17 protein-coding genes are annotated in these 20343 nt (G+C 67.9%); 9 read left to right on the forward strand and 8 right to left on the reverse strand.

Annotation, left to right across the window (positions count from 1 at the left end):
* The first annotated feature begins 164 nt into the window (after positions 1-164).
* The 4 genes from psiE-GI to OX89_RS15575 all read left to right on the forward strand — a co-directional run bounded on the left by psiE-GI (position 165) and on the right by OX89_RS15575 (position 3922).
* Positions 165-662: a heat resistance protein PsiE-GI gene (psiE-GI, locus tag OX89_RS15560; protein WP_047351299.1), complete on the forward strand. Its 498-nt coding sequence runs from the start codon at positions 165-167 to the stop codon at positions 660-662.
* Positions 640-1605, forward strand: coding sequence for a zinc metalloprotease HtpX (locus OX89_RS15565; protein WP_047351300.1), 966 nt, complete (start codon positions 640-642; stop codon positions 1603-1605). The genes psiE-GI and OX89_RS15565 overlap by 23 nt, the downstream gene beginning before the upstream one ends.
* Positions 1606-1629: 24 nt before the next feature.
* Positions 1630-2781 (forward strand): S1C family serine protease, encoded by a 1152-nt coding sequence (locus tag OX89_RS15570; protein WP_047351301.1) that lies wholly within the window; start codon positions 1630-1632, stop codon positions 2779-2781.
* A gap of 232 nt (positions 2782-3013) precedes the next feature.
* Entirely contained in the window at positions 3014-3922 is a 909-nt protein-coding gene (locus tag OX89_RS15575; RefSeq protein ID WP_047351308.1) for a LysR family transcriptional regulator, read from the forward strand.
* A 254-nt stretch (positions 3923-4176) separates the two neighbouring features.
* Here OX89_RS15575 and OX89_RS15580 read toward each other — a convergent pair whose 3' ends face one another.
* From OX89_RS15580 to OX89_RS15590, 3 genes are all read right to left on the reverse strand, one after another.
* Positions 4177-5091 carry a pseudouridine synthase gene (locus tag OX89_RS15580; protein ID WP_047351302.1) on the reverse strand — a complete coding sequence of 305 codons (915 nt, stop codon included), beginning with the start codon at positions 5089-5091 and terminating at the stop codon, positions 4177-4179.
* Positions 5092-5212: 121 nt separating this feature from the next.
* Entirely contained in the window at positions 5213-5476 is a 264-nt protein-coding gene (locus OX89_RS15585; protein WP_015913306.1) for a hypothetical protein, read from the reverse strand.
* A 17-nt stretch (positions 5477-5493) separates the two neighbouring features.
* Entirely contained in the window at positions 5494-5724 is a 231-nt protein-coding gene (locus tag OX89_RS15590) for a hypothetical protein (RefSeq protein ID WP_041839010.1), read from the reverse strand.
* A gap of 242 nt (positions 5725-5966) precedes the next feature.
* Here OX89_RS15590 and OX89_RS15595 point away from each other — a divergent pair, with 242 nt between their 5' ends.
* Positions 5967-8252, forward strand: coding sequence for an AsmA family protein (locus OX89_RS15595; RefSeq protein ID WP_047351303.1), 2286 nt, complete (start codon positions 5967-5969; stop codon positions 8250-8252).
* Between the two features lie 92 nt (positions 8253-8344).
* Here the strand turns inward: OX89_RS15595 and OX89_RS15600 are convergent, their stop codons facing one another.
* The gene (locus OX89_RS15600; RefSeq protein WP_231403384.1) at positions 8345-9025 is read right to left on the reverse strand and encodes a sensor histidine kinase; all 681 of its coding nucleotides are present in this window, start codon (positions 9023-9025) and stop codon (positions 8345-8347) included.
* Positions 9026-9240: 215 nt separating this feature from the next.
* Complete coding sequence (locus tag OX89_RS15605) at positions 9241-9954, reverse strand: response regulator transcription factor (protein WP_162844542.1); 714 nt, start codon at positions 9952-9954, stop codon at positions 9241-9243.
* Positions 9955-10667: 713 nt separating this feature from the next.
* On the opposite strand from OX89_RS15605, the gene OX89_RS15610 reads away from it, so the two are divergent.
* The 4 genes from OX89_RS15610 to OX89_RS15625 all read left to right on the forward strand — a co-directional run bounded on the left by OX89_RS15610 (position 10668) and on the right by OX89_RS15625 (position 14873).
* Positions 10668-11258 (forward strand): hypothetical protein, encoded by a 591-nt coding sequence (locus tag OX89_RS15610; protein ID WP_047351305.1) that lies wholly within the window; start codon positions 10668-10670, stop codon positions 11256-11258.
* 66 nt (positions 11259-11324) lie between these two features.
* On the forward strand, positions 11325-11744 hold the full coding sequence (locus OX89_RS15615) for a hypothetical protein (RefSeq protein WP_011805218.1): 420 nt from the start codon (positions 11325-11327) through the stop codon (positions 11742-11744).
* Between the two features lie 94 nt (positions 11745-11838).
* Positions 11839-13584, forward strand: coding sequence for a DUF4384 domain-containing protein (locus tag OX89_RS15620; protein WP_011805217.1), 1746 nt, complete (start codon positions 11839-11841; stop codon positions 13582-13584).
* Between the two features lie 35 nt (positions 13585-13619).
* Positions 13620-14873, forward strand: coding sequence for an SEL1-like repeat protein (locus OX89_RS15625; RefSeq protein ID WP_047351306.1), 1254 nt, complete (start codon positions 13620-13622; stop codon positions 14871-14873).
* 63 nt (positions 14874-14936) lie between these two features.
* Here the strand turns inward: OX89_RS15625 and OX89_RS15630 are convergent, their stop codons facing one another.
* Genes OX89_RS15630 through imuA form a run of 3 tightly spaced genes read right to left on the reverse strand, consistent with a single transcriptional unit; the run spans position 14937 to position 20270 of the window.
* The gene (locus OX89_RS15630; protein WP_052952285.1) at positions 14937-18131 is read right to left on the reverse strand and encodes an error-prone DNA polymerase; all 3195 of its coding nucleotides are present in this window, start codon (positions 18129-18131) and stop codon (positions 14937-14939) included.
* Entirely contained in the window at positions 18128-19537 is a 1410-nt protein-coding gene (locus tag OX89_RS15635) for a DNA polymerase Y family protein (RefSeq protein ID WP_047351307.1), read from the reverse strand. The genes OX89_RS15630 and OX89_RS15635 overlap by 4 nt, the downstream gene beginning before the upstream one ends.
* Positions 19503-20270, reverse strand: coding sequence for a translesion DNA synthesis-associated protein ImuA (imuA, locus tag OX89_RS15640; RefSeq protein WP_011805213.1), 768 nt, complete (start codon positions 20268-20270; stop codon positions 19503-19505). Before imuA ends, OX89_RS15635 begins: the two co-directional genes overlap by 35 nt.
* Positions 20271-20343: the final 73 nt, after the last annotated feature.

The following is a 20343-nucleotide window of genomic DNA, read 5'->3' on the forward strand; positions in this document are numbered from 1 at the left end:
TGTCGACATGCTATGCCTCACACACAAAATTTCTGACAAGCTCGCCTTGGGCTGGCGGAACAAGTGATGTCGTCGCTTGGCATGTCGGCCAAGCTCGTCGAACGAAACATCAGTGCGATGCGCCGCCGTCTCGACAGCGGCAATGTCGCAGGGAGTCCATCTGCATGAAGTCAACAGGCCGCAATCCATTTCAGGTCTTCCGTGACCAATGGGCCATCATGAGTTTATACGAGCGCTTCGAGCAGGTCGTCGCCCTCGTTCTGTCGGCGGTAATTGCCGTCATCATCGTGGTGTCGCTGTTCCAGCTCATCGTCATCGTCTTCACGCTGCTGGTCCTTGATGCCTTCAATCCCCTGGATCACAAGGTATTCCAGAGTGTGTTCGGCATGATCATGACGCTCTTGATCGCGATGGAGTTCAAGCATTCCATTGTGCGCGTGGCGCTGCGTCGGGACAGCATCATCCAGGTCAAGACCGTGATCCTCATCGGTCTGATCGCGCTGGCGCGCAAGTTCGTGATCCTTGACCCCGAGGCGAGCCCCGCAAAGATAGCCGCGCTGGCAGGCGCCACGCTGGCTCTGGGTGCGACCTACTGGCTGCTGCGCAAGCGCGACGACCGCGCCGCCGAGACATCTGAGCATGATCCGTCATCATCCCAATGACCCGCGCGCGGCGTTGTTGCAACACCGCTGGCTCAACCGCCTGCAGACCGGGCTGTTGATCCTGACCCTGGTCGAGATCGCAGCCGCCGCAGGAAGCCTGCTGTTCGGGGAAAGCGGCCTGTGGCTCGCGCTGTTTGCCGTTGCAGGCACGCTGCTGCTGGAACCGGCAGCCGCATCCGCCTTGACCTTGCGCCTGTATCGCGCGCGGGCCCTGCACCCGCACGAAGCCCCCGAGATTTGGGCCCTGTTGCGCGAGCTGCCCGCCCGTGCCGGTTTGCCCGCCACGCCGGTGCCGCACTATGTGCCCAGTGCCGTCGTCAACGCCTTCGCCACCGGATCGAAGCAGGAGGCATCGATCGCCCTCACCGATGGCCTGCTGCGCAGCCTGAGCCCACGCGAGCTGGCGGGTGTGCTCGTGCACGAGGTCGCGCACATCGCTAATAAGGATCTGCGTGTCATGGGGCTGGCGGATTCCGACAGTCGCCTCACGAGCCTACTGGCCCTTATGGGACAGATCGCGATCCTGCTCAGCCTGCCCGCGCAGCTGGTTGGCGCGGCGGAGGTCTATTGGCCTGGTCTATTGTTATTGGCCGCATCGCCCCAGCTGGCTCTGCTCGCACAGCTCGGCTTGTCTCGCGTGCGTGAGTTCGACGCTGACCGCCTCGCGGCGGAACTGACTGGCGACCCGCAGGGGCTGGCGTCCGTGCTGGCAAAAATCGAGCGGGTCAGCCGCTCCTGGCGTGCCTGGTTGTGGCCGGGATGGGGCAATCCCGAGCCTTCCTGGTTGCGCACCCATCCGGCAACGCAAGATCGCATCTCACGCCTACTGACGTTGGCGCCTGGGCCAGCATCAGCGTTGCCACTCCACGCGCCCCATTTCTTGCCGGAATCCGCTGTGACGCCGCGCCCACCGCGCTGGCGCCCGAGCGGGCTGTGGCGCTGATTGCCTATCAACAGGAGACTTCTCATGGCCTACCCCGACCCGTACCAACGTCCCGCGCCGGACCACTTCGTCCGGCGCTGGCTCTTCATCACCGCCTGTATTGCCGCGCTCATGCTGCTGTGGCAGTTCCTGCCCGCCATCGAGGCCTGGTTCAGTCCGCGCGAGGCGGCAGAACGCACTGTGACGGCGCGTGGCGATCTGGCGGCGGACGAGAAAGCCACCATCGAACTGTTCGAAAAATCACGCGCCTCGGTGGTCTACATCACCACCGCGCAGCTGGTGCGCGACGTCTGGACGCGCAATGTCTTCTCCGTGCCTCGTGGCACGGGATCGGGCTTCATCTGGGACGACGCCGGCCACGTCGTCACCAACTTCCACGTTATCCAGGGCGCGTCCGAAGCCACGGTCAAACTCGCCGATGGCCGCGACTACCAGGCCGCGCTGGTGGCGACGAGCCCAGCGCACGACATCGCCGTGCTCAAGATCGGCGTCGGCTTCAAACGCCCGCCGGCCGTGCCGGTCGGCACCAGCGCCGACCTCAAGGTGGGACAGAAGGTGTTTGCTATCGGCAACCCCTTTGGCCTGGACTGGACGCTCACCACCGGCATCGTCTCCGCGCTCGACCGCTCGTTACCGGGAGAAGCGGGCGGCCCGGCCATTGATCACCTGATCCAGACCGACGCCGCCATCAACCCTGGCAACTCCGGTGGGCCGCTGCTCGATTCGGCAGGAAGGCTCATCGGCATCAACACGGCGATCTACAGCCCCTCCGGCGCCTCGGCCGGGATCGGTTTTGCCGTGCCGGTGGACACCGTCATGCGGGTGGTGCCGCAACTCATCAAGTCCGGCAAATACATCCGCCCGGCGCTTGGCATCGAGGTGGACGAACAGCTCAATCAGCGCCTGCTGGCACTGACGGGAAGCAAGGGCGTGTTCGTGCTGCGTGTCACCCCCGGCTCGGCAGCACACAAAGCCGGGCTCGCGGGTGTCGAAGTCACGCCGCAAGGCATCGTGCCCGGCGACCGCATCACCGGTGTTGATGGCAAGGCGACGGACGATGTGGCCAAGCTGCTCGCGCGGCTAGACGACAGGAAGGTCGGCGATGTGGTGGTCTTGTCAGTGGAACGGGCCGGCAAATCGCGCGAGGTGCGTGTGGAGCTGCAACCCGGGAATTGATTGAACTGAACCTGTGGATCAGGCGGTAGTGCAGCGTCGCGGCGATTGAGGTTCTCAGGTCTTCGGCCAGGTAGCGTTCCGCCTCAACCTCCGTAATTTTCGGATGCGATCTGCCTATCCGAATAGGCAAGCATGCAACGCCGGAGCCTCTTGCCAATCATCGAAGGAGAAAGCGAGGCGCAATCCGCATGAGGTGGACGCAGGCCAGGAACGAGGCAAACAGGAGGCCGCATTGGAACTCAGACTACTGCGCTATTTCGTTGCGGTCACGGAAGAACTGCATTTCGCGCGAGCGGCCGAGCGCCTTGGCGTAGAACAATCGCCTGTGTCGCGCGCAATGCGCAATCTCGAAGCCACGCTCGGCGTGCAGTTGTTCGACCGCAGCGCGCACCAGACGCGACTGACCTGCGCCGGTCAAGTGTTCCTCGGTGAGTGCCGGCGCGTGCTGGCCACCGTGGAGCAGGCGGTGAGTGCCGCAAAGGCGGCGGCGCAGGGCTATCAGGGTTATCTGCGCATCGCCATCTGCGACAGCTTGGCGCAGCCCCACATTGCCACCTTGCTGGCGCGCAGCCGCGAGGAAGAGCCCGAACTGGAGATTCGCGTCTTCGAGCTGCCTTTCGCGCAGCAGCTCAAGGGCCTGCACAACGATCTGCTGGACATCGGTTTTGCGCTGTCGGACGCGGTGAGCGAAGGCCTTGTCGCCGAGCCCGTGTGGACCGATCCTCTGTCGGTAATCGTGCCCGTGCGCCACCCCTTGTTGGCGCACGCGGAAGTGCCATTGGATGAAGCCTTGAAGTTTCCGTTGGTACTGTGCCATCCGGACGCGGGATCGGGCTGCCACCACCAGATCCAGGCGGTGCTTCAAGGTGCGTCCAAGCCGCTCAAGCTGGTAGATCAGGTGACGAGCCTAGGCGTGATGCTGACTCTGGTCGGTGCTGGTTACGGCATCGGTTTCGCCATCGCTTCGCAGGTGCAGACCCTGAACCGCCCCGACATAGCTGTCCGCTCCTTGGCAGGCACGCCGCCCTTGCTGTCTACCTACCTGCTGCGCCGCCGCGCCGAGCCATCTGAGCCCATGAAGCGGTTTCTGCAGCGCGCCCGCGAGGAGTTCCGGCCAAAGGGAGATGAACCGGCCTCGTGACGTTGAGCGCTCGGGTACATTGGCTACTGCTGGCTGTCCATGGCTCGCACTGGACTTGCTCGGAGCGCGCGTTGACCAAGCGTGGTTTTTCATTCTATTATTATGTCCATCTCGGTTCGCCGAGTGCGGAAAACTCTTTATCAATCAACGAGTTAGGGGCACGATGATGTGCCCATCGCCCGCTCCAGCATTCCGGCAAGGCGTGCTGCAACGCGGCCTTCCGGCTGCTCTCCCCTCCCCCACTTTTCCACACACTAATCCGTCAGCGGGCGCAGTTTCAGCCGGCTGTCAAACCGCCGCGCCTCTCCGCTGAGGGGATCGGTAAAGGCAAGCGTGCGCGCCAGCAGTTGCAGCGGGTTGGAATAGTCCCCTTCTGGCGGGTCGTTCACCTCCGGGTAGAACGCATCGCCGCGCAGCGGCAGGCCCAGCGCGGCCATGTGCACGCGCAACTGGTGGCGCTTTCCGGTGATGGGCTCCAGGCGGTAGCGCGCCCAGGGTGACGCAACCTCCAACACGTCGATGTGCGTGCGCGCGTTGGGCGTGCCGGGCACCTCGTGCATGCGGAAAAAATGGCCGCTTTCCTCCAGCCGGCTTTCATGGATGCACGGCAGCGGCAGGTCGGCACGCCACGGTGCAACGGCCTCATAGACCTTGTGCACCCGTCTGTCGCGAAAGAGGGCCTGGTAGGTGCCGCGCGTTGCCCGCTGCACGGAAAACAGCACCAGGCCTGCCGTGTCGCGGTCGATGCGGTGCACGGGGGACAACTCGCTCAGGCCCAGCCGGCGCTTCAAGCGCACCAGCAGGGTCTGCTGCAGATAGCGGCCCGCGGGCACCACGGGCAGGAAGTGGGGTTTGTCGGCCACGAGGATGTGCGCATCCTGGTAGAGCACGGTTTCGTGGAACGGCAACTCGGGCTCGGGCGGCAGTTCGCGATAGTAGTAGTAGCGTACGCCCGGCGTGAACGCGCTGCGCTCCGTGGCGGCCGCGCCGAACTCGTCCACCACTTCGCTCGCGCGCAGGCGGCGCAGCCAGTCCTCGCGCGACACGGCGGGCAGGCGCTGTGCGAGGAAGTCCACCAGAAGCCCCTGCCCCGCTGAGGGCAGAACCACGCAACTGGGGTTGACGCCGTCGCGCATGGGCAGAACCCGGGGATCGTGGCTGTTGTGCATGGGGCCGCGATTGTAGGGGCCCAGGTTCCCACTCTATGCACCAATACTATTGTTTTGATAGCTATCAGCGCTTGATGGTAAAGCGCTAGATGCTATTTTGTCTTGGGTTACAAACCGACGATCACGAAGCGCGATCCACGCCGTCCAACGCCTCGTCGATGGCTTGCTTGATCCGTGCGAGCGTGTGCAGGTCGCCCTCCGATCCTTCCACGGGCGCCCAGCGTATGGCGTCCATATGGGCTATCGCGTGTTGCGAGATGGCCGCCACGCTGACCTGGACCGGCGTGCCGGCAGCGGCAGGCGTGGCCTCAGGAATAGGAATGCGGATCAGGAAGCCGCGATAACCCTCTTCCAGGACCTGGGGCAGCGCAGGCGTTGCATCCATCGCGGTGGGCTCCGGTGTCATGCGACCGCGGGCTTGCTCTCGCCCGATGCGATGGCCGCCAGGCCGCGCACCGCGGCATCGCGCGAGGTCCAGTGGTCATGCGGTAGGGGCAGCGTGCGTCCATCCACCTGGGCATGGGCGTAAAAGTAGCGGCGGCCATCCGGCGCCAGGCACAGCATGCCGGAATAGGTCACGCTGTCGGCCACGCCGAAGATCGTTTCCTGGGTGAGTGCGTCGGTCGTTTGCATGAGGGGCGCCTTGGTGTAAGTGAATGCAATGGCACCATTCTTGAAGCAACAGCTGTGGTTCAACGTAGGCCAAAGGCGCATGCACGCCCCCGGCGGCGTCCTATGGGTGGGCTGTAGGACAAGCCCGGCAATCGCCGTACGCACTGCCCAGCGCGAGGATGTTCGCACTAGCATGGCTTCAAACACCACTCCGCGCCCTGAGGCAAGGCACACCCGTTTGGCCAGCTTGCGGCGCCTTTGCCATGCCCCCTGAGAACACGCCCCCCGCCGCCTCCCTCCCCCCCCGTTCCACGCGCCAGCGCGTACTGCGCTGGACGCTGGGCACGATAGGCGCAGTGGTGGCGGCGCTGGTCCTGTTCATCGTGGTGCTGGTGAACTGGGACTGGAACCGCGCCAAGCCCTGGGTGAACGACAAGGTGAGCGAGGCCACGGGGCGCACTTTCTCCATTGATGGCGATCTGTCGGCGGAGTGGCACTGGCCCCAACCGCTGGAAGAAGGCTGGCGCCGTTGGGTACCCGGTGTGACCGTGCGTGCCCAGCAGCTCTCCCTGAGCAATCCGGAGGGCTTTGAGGTGCCGGAAGCGCCGGGCAAAGGCGCGGACCAACTGCCCGCCCTTCCCGCGCGCCCCGAGCCAGCTGCGCCCGCAGGTGATGCCGACGCACCCACGGCTGCGGCAGCGCCCGCGTCCGTGGGTTCGGCGGCGGCCGACGCCGCCCGGGCCGTCGCGCTGGAGGTGGGACGTACCCAAGCGAATGCTCCGGCACGCCCGCCCACGGGCATGGGCACCATCGCCAGCGCCAGCGCCACATTGCGCCTGCTGCCGCTGCTGTCCCGCACGCTGCTGCTGGACACGGTCGTGCTGACGGCGCCCGACATCGTGCTGGCGCGCCGGCAGGACGGGCGCAACAACTGGACCTTCACGCGCTCCCATGCCCGAGAAAGCACTGCCGAGGACAACCCTTGGGATCTGCGCTTGAACCAGCTCGTCGTGCGCGGCGGCTGGTTGGGCTATGCCGACGGCCTGAAGGATTTGGCGCTGCGTGCCCGCATCGACACCCTGCCCACTGGTGCACCGCAGGCCGAAGGCAAGTACGGCATGAAGATCGCGCTGCAGGGCACCTACCGCAAGGCGCGCATCACCGGAGAAGGACTGGCAGGACCGGTGCTGTCGCTGCGCCAGCAGGCCGCGCGCTATCCGCTGCGCTTTTCCGCGCGCTCGGGCAGCGTGCAGACGCGGGTGGAAGGCGTGCTCAACAATCCCGCCAAGCTTTCGGGCATGGATCTGCAGGTGTTCGTGAAGGCGCCCAGCATGGCGGACCTGTATGAACTGACCGGCCTGGTGCTGCCCAACACGCCGCCGTTCCAGGTCGAGGGGCGCCTGCTCGGCAACCTGGCACCGGCCAAAGCGGTGTGGGAATACCGCGACTTCAACGGCACCGTGGGCAGCAGCGACCTGCACGGCAGCCTGACCTACACAGGCGGCGAGCCCCGTCCCAAGCTGCAGGGCCATATGACGTCCAAGCAACTGCGCCTGGCGGATCTGGGCCCGGTCCTGGGCGCGCCCAGCGGCGTGCGCGCACAGGAGAAAGGCACCTCGCGCCGCCCCGGCAAGGTGCTGCCCGATGCCCGCTTCGCCACCGACCGCTGGGGCGCCATGGACCTGGACCTGGCATTTGCCGGGCAGAAGGTGGTGCGCCCCGACAGCCTGCCACTGGACAACCTGAGCGTGCGCGCGGTGCTGGAAGACCGCCAGCTGCGCCTGACACCGCTGCGCTTTGGCGTGGCCCACGGCCGCATCGACTCCAACGTGCTGCTGGACAGCCGCACCGATCCGCTGCAGGTGCAGTTGCAGGGCTCGGTCCAGGGCCTGCAGCTGTCGGCCCTCTTTCCCAAGGTGGAGCGCATGCAAAAGAGCCTGGGGCGGCTGGACGGCGCTCTGGCGCTGACCGGCCAGGGGCAGTCGGTGGCGCGCATGCTGGCCACCAGCGGGGGCGAAGTGCGGCTGTACATCCGCGACGGCACGCTGAGCAAGGAATTGCTGGATCTGGCGGCGCTCAACCTGGGAAGCGTCATCGTCTCCAAACTGTTCGGCGACGACAAGGAGGTCAAGCTGCGCTGCGCCGTGGCCAACCTGGACGTACAAGGTGGCGTGGCCAGCACGCGCACCGTCAAGCTCAACACCGAGGAGGCCATCGTCGAAGCCAAGGGCACGGTGGACCTCGGCGACGAACTGCTCAACCTGCGCATCACGCCCGATTCGCTGAAGTGGAAATTCTTCTCACTGCGCACGCCGTTGTATGTGCGCGGCACCTTCGCTGATCCGCAGGTGGGGGTAGAACCCGGGCCGCTGCTGCTGCGCGCGGGGGCGGCGGTGGCCGCCGCCCTCACGGCGCCCGCGGCGCTGGCACTGCTGCCGATTACCGTGCCCGCCGCCGAGGACGACGCGCACTGCGCTGCACTTTTGGCCAAGGCCGGCGCGGCACCGGCATCTGCGCCGGCCAAGCCCGCCTCGCGCGCTCAACGTTAAAGCAGCCTGCAAGGCGCTCCAATAAAGCGCTAGCAGCTATTGTTTTAATAGTTTTCTTGGTGTGCGGCCTGGGTGGCACGCACTGGTCGTGTTCACTGCACGGCCGGAACCGTGAGTTGCACACACAGACCACGGCCTTCTTGCGGCAGCAGCTCCAGCCAGCCCGCCACCGCCGCCGCACGCGAGCGCATGCTGTCAATGCCGCGTCCCAGACTGTGGCACGCGGGCTCGCCGCTCGGCAGCCCTGCGCCGTTGTCTGCCACCTGCAACTGCCATGCCCTGCCCTGCAGCGTTTGCACGGAGTGCAGGCGGATCACGAGCGCCGTGGCGTCCGCATGCTGCAGCACATTGCTCACGGCTTCCTGGACGATGGCGGCTATCTCCCGCGCCACCTTGCCTTCTGGCAGGGCCAGTTCATCGTGTGGCGCAATCTCCCAGTGCAGCGCGATGCCGCGCCGGTCCAGCGCAGGCTGGATGCGGTGGCGCAGCCGCGCGAGCCGGTCCGCCAGGGAATCGTCCTCGCCGTCCATCGAATCCACCAAGAGGCGCAGGTCGAGCAGGCACAACTCCAGCGACTGCATCAGCGTCCCGTGTTCGGGGTCCCGCTCGTCCACCAGGGCGATGGCGTTGACGAGCTGGGACCCCACCTGGTCGTGCAGGTTGCGTGCAATGCGTTCGCGCTCGCGCTTCACATCAGGGCTGGGCCGGATGCTGCGCCGTGGGCGCCACTGCAGTGCGCGCGGCAACTGCACGATCAGCAAGATGCCCAGCACTACCAGGGCCCCAGGCCCAGCAGCTTCCAGCGCAACTGCGCCTGCAGACTCAGTTGCTCCGCAGAGACCAGCAGCAGGGTCTCGACGGACATGGCAAGCAACCAGACAGCAACGCAGGCGATTGCAAAGGCCGGCGGACGGGTGCGAAACATGGAAATCTCCCTCATCCCTGCGGCAGGTGCGACGGACGTTTGTGCGCCCAGGCGGCTCTTCTTTCAGAACAGCCCGCGCAGTGACGCGAAGCGCACGGCCTGCGCCCGCGTGCGCACCTGCAGCTTGCGGTAGATGTTCTTGATGTGCGTGTTCACGGTCAGGCTGCTGATGAACAGCCGGTTGCCGATCTCGGCGCTGGTGTAACCGCTGGCCACCATGCGCAGCACTTCTTTCTCGCGCTGGGACAGGCGCTCGGTTTCCTGCTCCACGCGCCGCTGGGCGTGCGGGGCCGCGGCGCCGCTCGGGTCAAACCGCTGCAGCAGGCGACGCGCAAGGTTGGGGGTGATGGAAGCACCGCCGTTGGCCACCTGCAGTACCGCCTGGGGATAGCTGCCGAACCATGAGTTCTTGACGAGATAGCCCGTGGCACCCAGTTCAAAGGCGTGCAGCACCTGCTCATCGTTCTGCATGATGGAGATGACGATGGCCTCGGCCGTGGGGCGCACCGACTTCATGTAGTCGATCAGCATGAAGCCCTCGCCATCGCCGAGGTTCAGGTCCACGAGCATCACATCGAACTCATGCTGCTTGATGGCCTTGCGGCCCTCGCGCACGCTGGTGGCCTGCGCCACCAGCAGCGTACGCTGGTCGCTCATCAGCTCTTGCGCGATGACGCGCCGCATGTGCGCATCGTCATCCACCAGCAAAACGCGCACAGGCTTTTCTAGCTGCCCCGCCAGAAAGTCCGGCCAGATGGAGGGCGGATTCTGGTGCATGGCGAATTGGCCTGGGGTGACAGACGTCCCCCGCGGAGCGGCCATTGCACCAGGAGGATCGTTGACGGGCAGCATAAAGAAGTCTCCAGACGGGGGCGCCTGTTGGGGGCCCCTCAGCGTTTGCACACCGTAACCACGGAAAGATCATCCCAACGCCTTGGGTGCTTTCCTCACAGGAAAACAAATTACACCGAAACATCCGGAGATATTCGTAATTTCTTCGTGAGTTACCTGACTCACATTTTGAAACTAACGCAGATAAGGGATAAATCTCCTTCAAACGCATTAATGGGAAATTTTCCCTTCGAAAGAATATGCAGGCTTTGCCAGCCGTTTTTTGCAGTCCCGCCCGGTCCGGCCTTCACTGGCAATAAACACATCCCATCCGCAGCGATTCGGTTGTTACCGAATGACACTACCTGGGAAACACCGCCGCGCCGGTCCTTTTCAGCGCCTCTTTTGGCCCTCTTTCCTCTCTGACGCATGCATTTGCAGTGCTGTCAGAGCGCCCCCTTCTTCGGCTACCCGCGATGGGAGATGGATGCCGGAGGCCCCCCTGCGGAAACTGGAGCCAGACAAAAAGACGGGCGGCCTCCGGCATTCCTCCTCGGGTCGGGCGCTGGCTTTCTTCTTGTCGATGTAGCCGTGACACCGGTCATAACCCAAGCCACCGGAGGGCGCGGTCTTTTTGACACGTTATAGGAGAGACAGTCATGAAAGTTCTTGCATTTTTTGCGTTGAGTGCCGTCGCGACTGCTGCCATGGCAGTGCAACCGCCCAGCACCATCACCCTGAATGGGCCGTCCGTGCAAATGACCAACTCGGTCGGCACCGCCATCTCCAATACGTCCGGCGCACACAACGAGGCATTGCAAAACATTGCCTCCAACGCCGGCCCCGTGCAGGTCTTTGCTGGGGGCTCGTCTACACAGACCGCCAATTTGGGCCTAGGTGCCGTGACCAACGAAGCCAAGGGTGAAGACGCCCTTGCCCGCCAGAACCTCGCCAGCAACAACGGCAAGGTGGAAATCCGCGCTGCTTCCAGCCAGACGGTGAACAGCCTGGGTGCCGTGCTGAGCAACCTGGCCGATGGCAGCGATGCACACGCCACCCAGAACGTCGCCTCCAACTACGGGCATGTGGTGGTAGCGGCAGCTTCCACCCAGACGGCCAATTTCATCGGTGGCAGCGCAGTCAACCAGGCCAAGGGCTCGCACTCGTTCGCGGTGCAGAACATCTCCTCCAATGACGCTTGCGCCGAGGATCCCTGCCCCGGCGGCAACTGCTATCGCCCCAACTGGTGAGTCCGCGAGCGCCGGGCCTACTGAAGGCCTGGCGCTTTTTGTGCAGGTTGCTTGAGGAGATTCGCCATGCTCAGTCGCGCAACACGCTTCCTGGCGCCCGCCACGGCAGCCCTGGCCCTCTGCGCCGCGGCACCCGCCTGGGCCGCGCCGGGAGAAGACCCGGTGGTGCTGGATAAGAAGGTCAATGTGCAGATGCAGCCGTTGCCTTCTGCGCCGCGCTCCGGCTACATCAACCACGACACCGGCCTGCCCGCCTGGCAGCAGGCGCGCCTGACTCGTTACGTGGCCAAGGCGTTCTCTGGCGATACCACGGGCATCGTGACCGAAAAGGACGTCGTCAACGCGGTGAACACGCAAGGCTCCAAGGTCGTGTGCTCGCAATCCGTGGGCAGCAACTTCGGCACCGCGGCCTCGGGTGGCACCGGCAAGCCCGGCGCCGACCAGGTGGTGGTGCTGCGAGGGGATCTGGTCAATATCTGCTGGTGACGGCCACCAGCGTGCGGGCGCGGCCGGGCATGCGCCGCGCGCCTGCTCGGCCGCGCCAGAGGGTTGGATAACGCGAAGACGAGAGGGCTTTGCCATGAACACCGCAACCACACTTCCCCGCGGTCCCGGCCGCAACGGCGCCCCACGCCGTGGCGCTGCCTGGCTGATGCTGGCGGGCGCTCTGCTGCTCAGTGCCTGCACAACGCCGCTAGACCCCCGCAAGGACGCATCGCTGCAGCAGGCGGCTTATACGACGGACCGCCCCGTCGTGCGCCCGACGCGCTCGGTCTCCAGCTTCTCGGATTCGCTGATGTGCATGGACCACATGCTGCGCGCCGCGCAGGTGCCCACCACGCTCATCACCAGCAAGCAGGTCATCGACTATTCCAGCCGCGTGCCCGTTGCTGCCAAGGACATGATCATCACCTCTCTGTCGCAGATGTCGCGGCTGTCCAACGCCTTCCGCTACGTGGACTATGAGGTGGACATCGTGCGCCAGGACACGGTGCAGAACCTCACCACCATCTTGCTCAACAACAACCTGATGCAGCTGCAGCGCCCCGCGCTGTACGTGTCGGGCGCGATTGCGTTCGTGGACCAGAACGTGGTCACCAACCGCTTTGATGCCGGCACCTCCGCCAGCCGGCTGGACACAGGCTACAGCCGCAACCGCTCGGCCACCGTGATTGGGCTGGAGATGCACCTGGGGGACTTTCGCACGCGCACGCTGATTCCCGGACTGGACTCGGCCAATGAGGTGGTGATCGGCAGCGGTAGCCAGGGCCTGGACGTGGCTGGGCGCATCGGCAGCTACGGCGTCAACTTCAACGTGGGGCGCGACTACGCGCTGGGCGCCGGCGGCGCCATGCGCACGCTGATTGACCTGGCCACCATCGAGCTGGTGGGCAAGTGGGCACGCGTGCCCTACTGGCAGTGCCTGACGCTGGAACAAACGCATCCCGACTTTCAGCGCCAGATGCGCGACTGGTTCGACGAAAGCGGCGGCGTAGGCCAGGCCACGCTGGTGCAGAACTCGCTGATCGCGCAGGGCTACCTGCAGGCGGGCACCGACCTGCTGGCGCTGGACTCGCCCGCGCTGCGCACCGCGCTCACGCAGTTCCAGATCGACAGCCTGCTGGTGCCCACCGGCGTGCTGGACTTCTCCACCTACGAGCGCGCGATGCGCCACTTCGTGACGTTGGCACCCGATGGCTCCCTGCAACGGGTGGGCTGGGGCCCGTCGGGCCCCACCGGCAGCATGGCCGAGAACAAAGGGGATTCCACGCCCGTGCGCACCTCGGGCCTCGTGCTCACCTCCACCACGCCCCCGCCACGGCGCATCGACATGCAGATCGAGAATGCGCTGCCCCCGGGCATGGAGCCCACTTTCGAAGTCGGCGAGCAGGTGTTCGTGTCGGCCACCGTGTCGCGCACCTCACACATGTACTGCTACTTTGCCGACCCCTCGGGCAACGTCATGCGACTCACGCCCAACCAGGTCACGCCGCATTCGCTGGTGGCGGCGAACCAGGCGCTGCGACTGCCCGACTGGCTGGTGCCCAACCCGGCCTTCATCATGGACGCGAGCCGCCCTGGCACCGAGCGCGTGGCCTGCTTTGCCGCCGAAACCGACGTGCTGCCCCGGCTGCCCGCGCCACTGCAAGGCGCAGGGCTGGTCAACATTCCCGGCTACCGCACCATCGAGGACATCGACAAGGCCTTCCAGCAGGGCGTGGGCACCAGCGGCTACGTGAAGTCCGAGGTGTACTGGAAGACCCAACCCAAGAAGGCCCAGCCCGCGGCGGCCGCACCTGCCGCCCCGCAGCCCGCCAAGCGCTGAGGGCGCGGCCCGCCCCATCTCGCCAGGACGCCGCCATGACGCCCCTGCTCCGCCCTTTCGCGCCCCGGGCCGGTGCCGCCCTGCCACCCGGCGGCGGGCGACTGGCCCTGCCGGCCGTGCTGCTCCTGGCGTGCACGCTGCTGGCTCCGGCCCAAGCGCGCATCGAAGCGCTGCCGCAGCCCGCCATCCAGCCCAGCCAGGGCGGCGGCGACTTCACGCCGCCGGCGGTGCAGCCCACGGCCCCGCTGATCGAGCCATCCGGCTCCTCCAGCGTGCCGCGCATCCAGCCCTCCGGCCAACCCCAGGCCGAACCGTTGCGCCTGCCCCAGCCCGAGGACGAGGCCACCCTGGCGCAGTTGCGCCGGTTGCGCGCCACGGCGCTGGCGCCAGCGCGCAAGGGCAGCGCAGCGGAAAAGGCCGCCGCGCGCAGCGCCTGGGTCCTGGGCCTGCTGTACCTGCACGGCGAGCGCGTGCCCCTGGACCGCACGCAGGCGCGGTACTGGTTCGAGCGCGCCCGCGCGCTGGGTGAGCCCTACGCCAGCGCCGGCCTGGCCTGGTGCGAGATCGATGGCTGCGTGGGCCCGCCGCAACCTGCGGCCGCGCGCCCGTGGATCGCCCAGTTGCGTGCGGTGGACGCGCCGCTGGCGCTGCTGCTGGAATGGTGGGCGCAGGAGCGCCTGGCCCCGCTGCCGCCTCCCGCCGCCGCACCGCGCGCGCCGGATGCCCCCCCACAGGAGAACGGACACGCAGCCCTGCTGCAGCGCGCCGCCCAGGCCGGCAGTGCCCAGGCGCTCAACGAACTGGGCCTGCGCCAGATCGCCGCGGCGCGCTTGCCCGATGCGCTGGCACAGTTCCGCGCGGCGGCGCCGCGCTCGCCCGCGGCAGCCTCCAATGCCCGGCTGCTGGCCAGCCGCATGGAGCAGACCATCAGCGCACAGCCCGCCCCGCACACGGCCGACGAATGGCTGGCGCAGGCGCGCCGCTACCACCGCGGCGACGGCGTGCCGTCCAATTACACCGAAGCCATCCGCCTGTACCAGATCGCCGCCGCCAGCGGCAGCCGCCCCGCCAAGCGCATGCTGGAGCTGATCTACTCACGCCCCGCGCCCGACGGCACGATTGATGTGGCCTGGATGCGCCAGCTCTCCACCATGGAGCTGTCGCCCGAGGGTTCGGTGCTCACCCTGCAGCCGCCGCCCACACCGCAGCTGTTCGTGCGCGACCCCACGCCGCTGTATGCGCTGATTCCACAGGAATGGCGCTCGGGCCGGCCCGTGGGGCCACGCTGACTATCGTTTTGATAGCTGTCAGCGCTTGTCACATAAGCGCCAGAGCCTTATTTCTCTTGAAACTCAATGGAAGTCGCGGCTGCCGTCCAGCGCCTGCGCCAGGCGGCCCAGCAGCGGCGTGAGGTCCTTGAACCGCTCGCCCACCAGGTGGCGCACGGCCGTGTCCGCGCCCGGTGCGCGGGCGCACTGCCACACGCCCTCCACCGCCAGCAGGCGCGAGCGCAGCAGCGCGCTGCGCCAGCGCTCCAGCCGCGCGGGCCACACGATCACATTGACCGAGCCGGTCTCGTCCTCCAGCGTGACGAACATCGTGCCGTTGGCCGAGCCCGGCCGCTGGCGCACGGTGACGATGCCGCAGGCACGCACGCGCCGCCCATGGGGCGCCGATTGCAACTGCTGCGCCGTGGCCAGCCGCCAGCGCTGCAGCTTCTCGCGCAGCAGCGCCAGGGGGTGGCGCCGCAGCGTCAGGCCCGTGGCGGCGTAGTCCCACAAGATGTCTTCGCCCTCTGGTGCGGCGGGCAACTGCGGGGCGGCCTCATGCACGGGCGCGTCCTGCAGCAGCGGCGGAGCGCGCAGCTGGGCCGCGGCGTCCCACATCTGCTGGCGCCGGTGGCCCGCCAGCGCGCGCAGCGCATCAGCCGCGGCCAGGGCCTGCAGATCCTGCCGGTCCAGCCGCGCGCGCAGGGCCAGGTCTTCGCTGTTGACAAAGGGGCCGCTGCCGCGCGCCTGCACCAGCCGCTCGGCCGCCGCCGCGCCCAGCCCCGCCACCAGCCGCAGGCCCAGGCGCACGGCCGGCTGCGCCAAGGACACGCCGGCAACGGGTGCCAGGGGCTCCTCCAGCGTGCAGTCCACGTCGCTCGTCGCCACGTCGATGGGCAGCACGCGCACGCCATGGCGGCGCGCGTCCTGCACCAGTTGCGCCGGTGTGTAAAAGCCCAGCGGCTGCGCATTGAGCAGCGCGGCCAGGAAGCACGCGGGCTCGTGCCGCTTGAGCCAGCTGCTGGCGTAGGCCAGCAGCGCAAAGCTGTAGGCATGGCTTTCGGGAAAGCCGTATTCGCCAAAGCCCAGGATCTGCTGGAACAGCCGGTCGGCAAATTCCGGCGGGTAGCCGTTCGCCAACAGACCGTCCTTGAAGGGCTTCTCGAAGCGGTGCACCTCGCCCTTGCGCCGCCAGGCGGCCATGGAGCGGCGCAGCTCGTCGGCCTGGCCCGCGCTGAAGCCCGCGCCGTCGATGGCGATCTGCATCACCTGTTCCTGGAAGATGGGCACGCCCAGCGTGCGCCGCAGGGCGTTGTCGAGCTCCGGGTATTCAATGGGGAACGGCTCCTCGCGCTTCGTGCGCTGCCTGCGCTGCCACTGGCGCCGGCGCTCGCGCGCCTGCAGGTAGGGGTGCACCATGCCGCCCTGGATGGGCCCGGGCCGCACGATCGCCACCTGCACCACCAGGTCGTAGAACTCGCGCGGCTGCAGGCGCGGCAGCATGCTCATCTGCGCGCGGCTCTCGATCTGGAACACGCCCACGGTGTCAGCGCGGCAGACCATGTCGTAGGTGGCCGGGTCCTCGGGCGGGATGTCGGCCAGGTCCCATGACTCGCCCCGCAGCGCGGCACGCATTTCCAGGCAGCGGCGCAGCGCGCTGAGCATGCCCAGCGCCAGCACGTCCACCTTCAAGAGGCCCATGGCGTCCAGATCATCCTTGTCCCACTGGATGATGGAGCGCCCGTCCATGGCGGCCGGCTCCACGGGCACCAGGCGCGTGAGCTTGCCCTCGGTGAGCACGAAGCCGCCCACGTGCTGGCTCAGGTGGCGCGGAAAGCCACGCAACTGGCGCGCCAGCTGCAGCCACAGCGCGGCCGTGTGCGCGCCCAGCGGCTCGCCCAGGCGCTCGGCCAGCGCCAGCAGGTGCTCCGTGGCCAGCACGTCGTCGAACCAGTGGTGTTCCTTGGCAAACGCATCCACCAGCGCCGGCGCCACACCCAGGGCCTTGCCCACGTCGCGCAGGGCGCTGCGCGTGCGGTAGCTGATGACCACCGCGGCGATCGCGGAGCGCTCGCGCCCGTACTTGTCGTAGATGTACTGGATGACGGTCTCGCGCCGGTCGTGCTCGAAGTCCACGTCGATGTCGGGCGGCTCGCTGCGTTCGCGGCTGATGAAACGCTCGAACAGCAGGCGCGTCTTCTGCGGGTCCACCGCCGTGATGCCCAGGCAATAACACACCGCCGAGTTGGCCGCCGAGCCCCGCCCCTGGCACAGAATGCCCTGGCTGCGCGCATAGCGCACGATGTCGTGCACCGTGAGGAAGTACATCTCGTACCCGCACTCGGCGATCAGCGCCAGCTCCTTCTCGACCTGCGTCACCACCGCTTCTGGCACGCCATCGGGATAACGGACACGCGCGCCCTCCCAGGTGAGGCAGGCCAGCGTCTGGCTTGCCGTCATGCCGGGCTGCACGGTCTCCAGCGGGTAGCGGTACTTGATCTCGTTCAGGCTGAAGGTGCAGCGCGCCGCCACCTGCAGCGTGGCCGCCAGCAGCGCGGGCGGGTACAGGCCCGCCAGCCGGCTGCGCGGGCGCAGGCGCTTTTCGGCATGCGGCTGCAGCGCGAAGCCGCACGCGGCCACGCTGCGGCCCAGGCGCACGGCGGTCAGTACGTCCTGCAGCGGCTTGGCCGCGCGCGAGTGCATGTGCACGTCACCCGCGGCCACCAACGGCAGGCCCAGCTGCGCGCCGGCCTGCGTGAGCGTGCGCAGCCACAGACCGTCGTCCGGTGCGGTGTGCAGCTCTACCGCCAGCCAGCAGTTAGAGCCAAATAGGCCTCTAACGCTTTCCAGACAAGCGCTGACAGCTATTAAATCAGAAGCATCGACAAACGCCTCGCGCCGGGGCGTCAGCAGCACCTCGCAGCCCTGCAGCAGCGCCCAGGGCGACTGGGTATCCACGCGGTAGCCGCCCTTGCCGGCACGCTGGCGCGCTGCGGTGATGAATTCGCACAGGTCGCCCCAGCCCTGCACGTCGCGCGCCAGTGCCACGATGCGCACGTCGCCCCAGCAGAACTCGCTGCCCACGATGAGCGGCAGGCCCAGCGCCTGCGCCGTGCCATGGGCGCGCACCACGCCGGCGACGGAGCATTCGTCGGTCAGCGCCAGGGCGCTGTAGCCCAGTTCGTGCGCGCGCTGCACCAGTTCCTGTGGATGCGAGGCGCCGCGCTGAAAGCTGAAGTTGCTCAGCGCGTGCAGCTCTGCGTAGGCGGGCAGCATCATCCGTACACCCCCTGCAAGAACCAGCCGCCCGTCGCCCGGTCGCGGAAGACCCAGACGGTGCCCGCCGCCGGGTTGTGGGCAATGAAATAGTCGCGCCGCACCAGGGCCGAGCCACCATCCTGCGCGCCATTGTGTGCACTGACCTGCACATCGCTCTCGTCGTCGTTCAGGTCCGCTGCGGCCTCCCACCAGCCGGTTTCCACGCGCTGCGGCCCGTCCAGCAAGCGCAGCGGCTGGCCGTGCAGGCAAGGCCGGCTGCCGCGCAGGGCCAGCGGCCGCGCAGGCCGCACGAGCCAGGGCGGAAGCAAGGGCGCGAGGGTGCAGTCCTGTGCGGGCGCCGGCGGCGCGGCGCGGGCCGCCAGGGCCGGGTGCCACTGTTGCATGCATTCGGGACGGTGGTCTGCCTGGGACCGCGGCACCCGCAGGCTGTCCGCGCCCAGGCGGGCCGAGAGGCGCTCGACGAACTGGTGCCAGGGTTCGCCCTGCCCCGCCCCCGCGTCGCCTGGCTGGGGCGGCAGCAGGTCCGCGCTGGCCTGTGGCATGGGCGCGGTTTGCAGGCTGCGCAGCGCCAGCCGGCTCACGGGCGCGGCCAGGCGCTGGTGCGCCAGGCGCTCGGCCAGCAGGCGGCGCAGGTGCGCCATGCCCTGCAGCGGCTCGGCCGTGCGCAGCGTGAGGCTCTGCCAGGGGGGCAGGTCCACGCCGTCGATACGGCGCAGGTCATGGCGCCAGGCCAGCTCCAGCGCCTGCACGCCCTGGTGGCGCGCGCGCAGCCAGCCCTGCAGTGCATCCAGCAGGCGCTGGCCGGCCCACAGCAGCGCGGGGGCCGATTCGGCCAGCGCGGGCAGTTCCAGCTCCAGCGCGAACTGCTCGGGCAGCGTGATCCAGTCCAGGCCATGCGGTGCGTCGCCCCAGGCACGGTCCAGCGCCGCCAGGGGTTCGGCGCCGAAGCGCCGCGCCACCCCGGCGCGCGGCAGCGCACGCACGGCGCCCCAGGTGCGGCAGCCCAGCTGCTGCAGCGCCTGGGCATGCGGGCGCAGCGCCGAGAGGGTGGCAACCGGCAGATCGTGCGGCAGCCGCCGCGGCACGGGCCGGCCCTGGCGCTGCAGGCGCAGCAGGGCCAGGGCTTGCAGCGCCGTGGGCGCACTGGCCCAGAGAGACCCGCCCTCCAGGGTTTCGGGCCCGGGGGGCGCGTGGTCACGCAGCAGGCTTTGCAGAGCGGCGCGCCCGCCCCACAGGCGTTCGGTACCGCTCACCTCCAGCAGCAGCGCCTCGTCCACAAGGGCCACGCGCGGCGTGAAGCGCAGCGCCCACCAGCCCTGCGCGGCAGGCGGCAGGCCGATCACGGACCCGGTGGCGGGCCCGGTCGTGGCCTCAATGGGTGGCAAGTGCCAGGCAAGCCAATGCATCCTCCACCTCCTGCGGTGTGCGGCCCCCCATGCCCCAGGCGGCCGCCTGCACCTGGCGGCGCCATTGGGCCTGTGCCTGCAGCGCCGCGGCCATTACCGGCGTACGTGCGGGCAGTGCCACGGGCTGCGCCAGCGGCGGGCCGCGCCGCTTGACGACATGGACGTGCAGCTCCTCGCCCTGCGGTTGCAGCCACAGGCGCAGCGGCGCGGGCGATGCCTGCGCGCGCGAGCGCTCGGGGCGCATCACCCACAGCAGTTGGCGGTGCTGCGCGGCCGCCAGCTGCAGCCGCCGCAGCACGGCGGCAGGCACCTGCGGCAACCAGGCCAGCACGGCGCGCACGTCGCGGCAACGCAGCGCCTGCTCGCAGGCCCATGCCGCGGCCATGTCCGCACGCGGGCTGGGCGGGTGAATGCAACACAGCCGGTCGGCGGTAAGCCCCACGGGTTGCAGCGCCGGCAGGAAGGGCTCCAGCGGCGGCGTGACCAGTACCGCGTGTCCCGGGCCTTGCGCCAGGTGCGCGGCCAGGGCCGGCATCACCAGGGTCCACTCGGGATGGGCCTGGGGAGGCAGCAGCAACTCGCTCATGCACCCCAGCGGCCACCCCCCACCGGGCAGTTGCGCATCCAGCGGCGCATGGCCCGTGGCCAGCGCCGGCTGCGGCGCTTGCGCCCAGGCATCGCCCTGCCAGACGCCGGGCAGCGCGTTCAGGGAAGAGGAAAGAAAAGCCGCCATGCAAACCGCCGATGAATACTGTTCAAATATAAGGGGTATCTATTTAGCTCCAGCAGCCCCATTGATACTGTGA

This window comes from Diaphorobacter sp. J5-51 (assembly GCF_001023515.1).
In the GTDB taxonomy this organism is placed as follows: domain Bacteria; phylum Pseudomonadota; class Gammaproteobacteria; order Burkholderiales; family Burkholderiaceae_C; genus Diaphorobacter; species Diaphorobacter nitroreducens.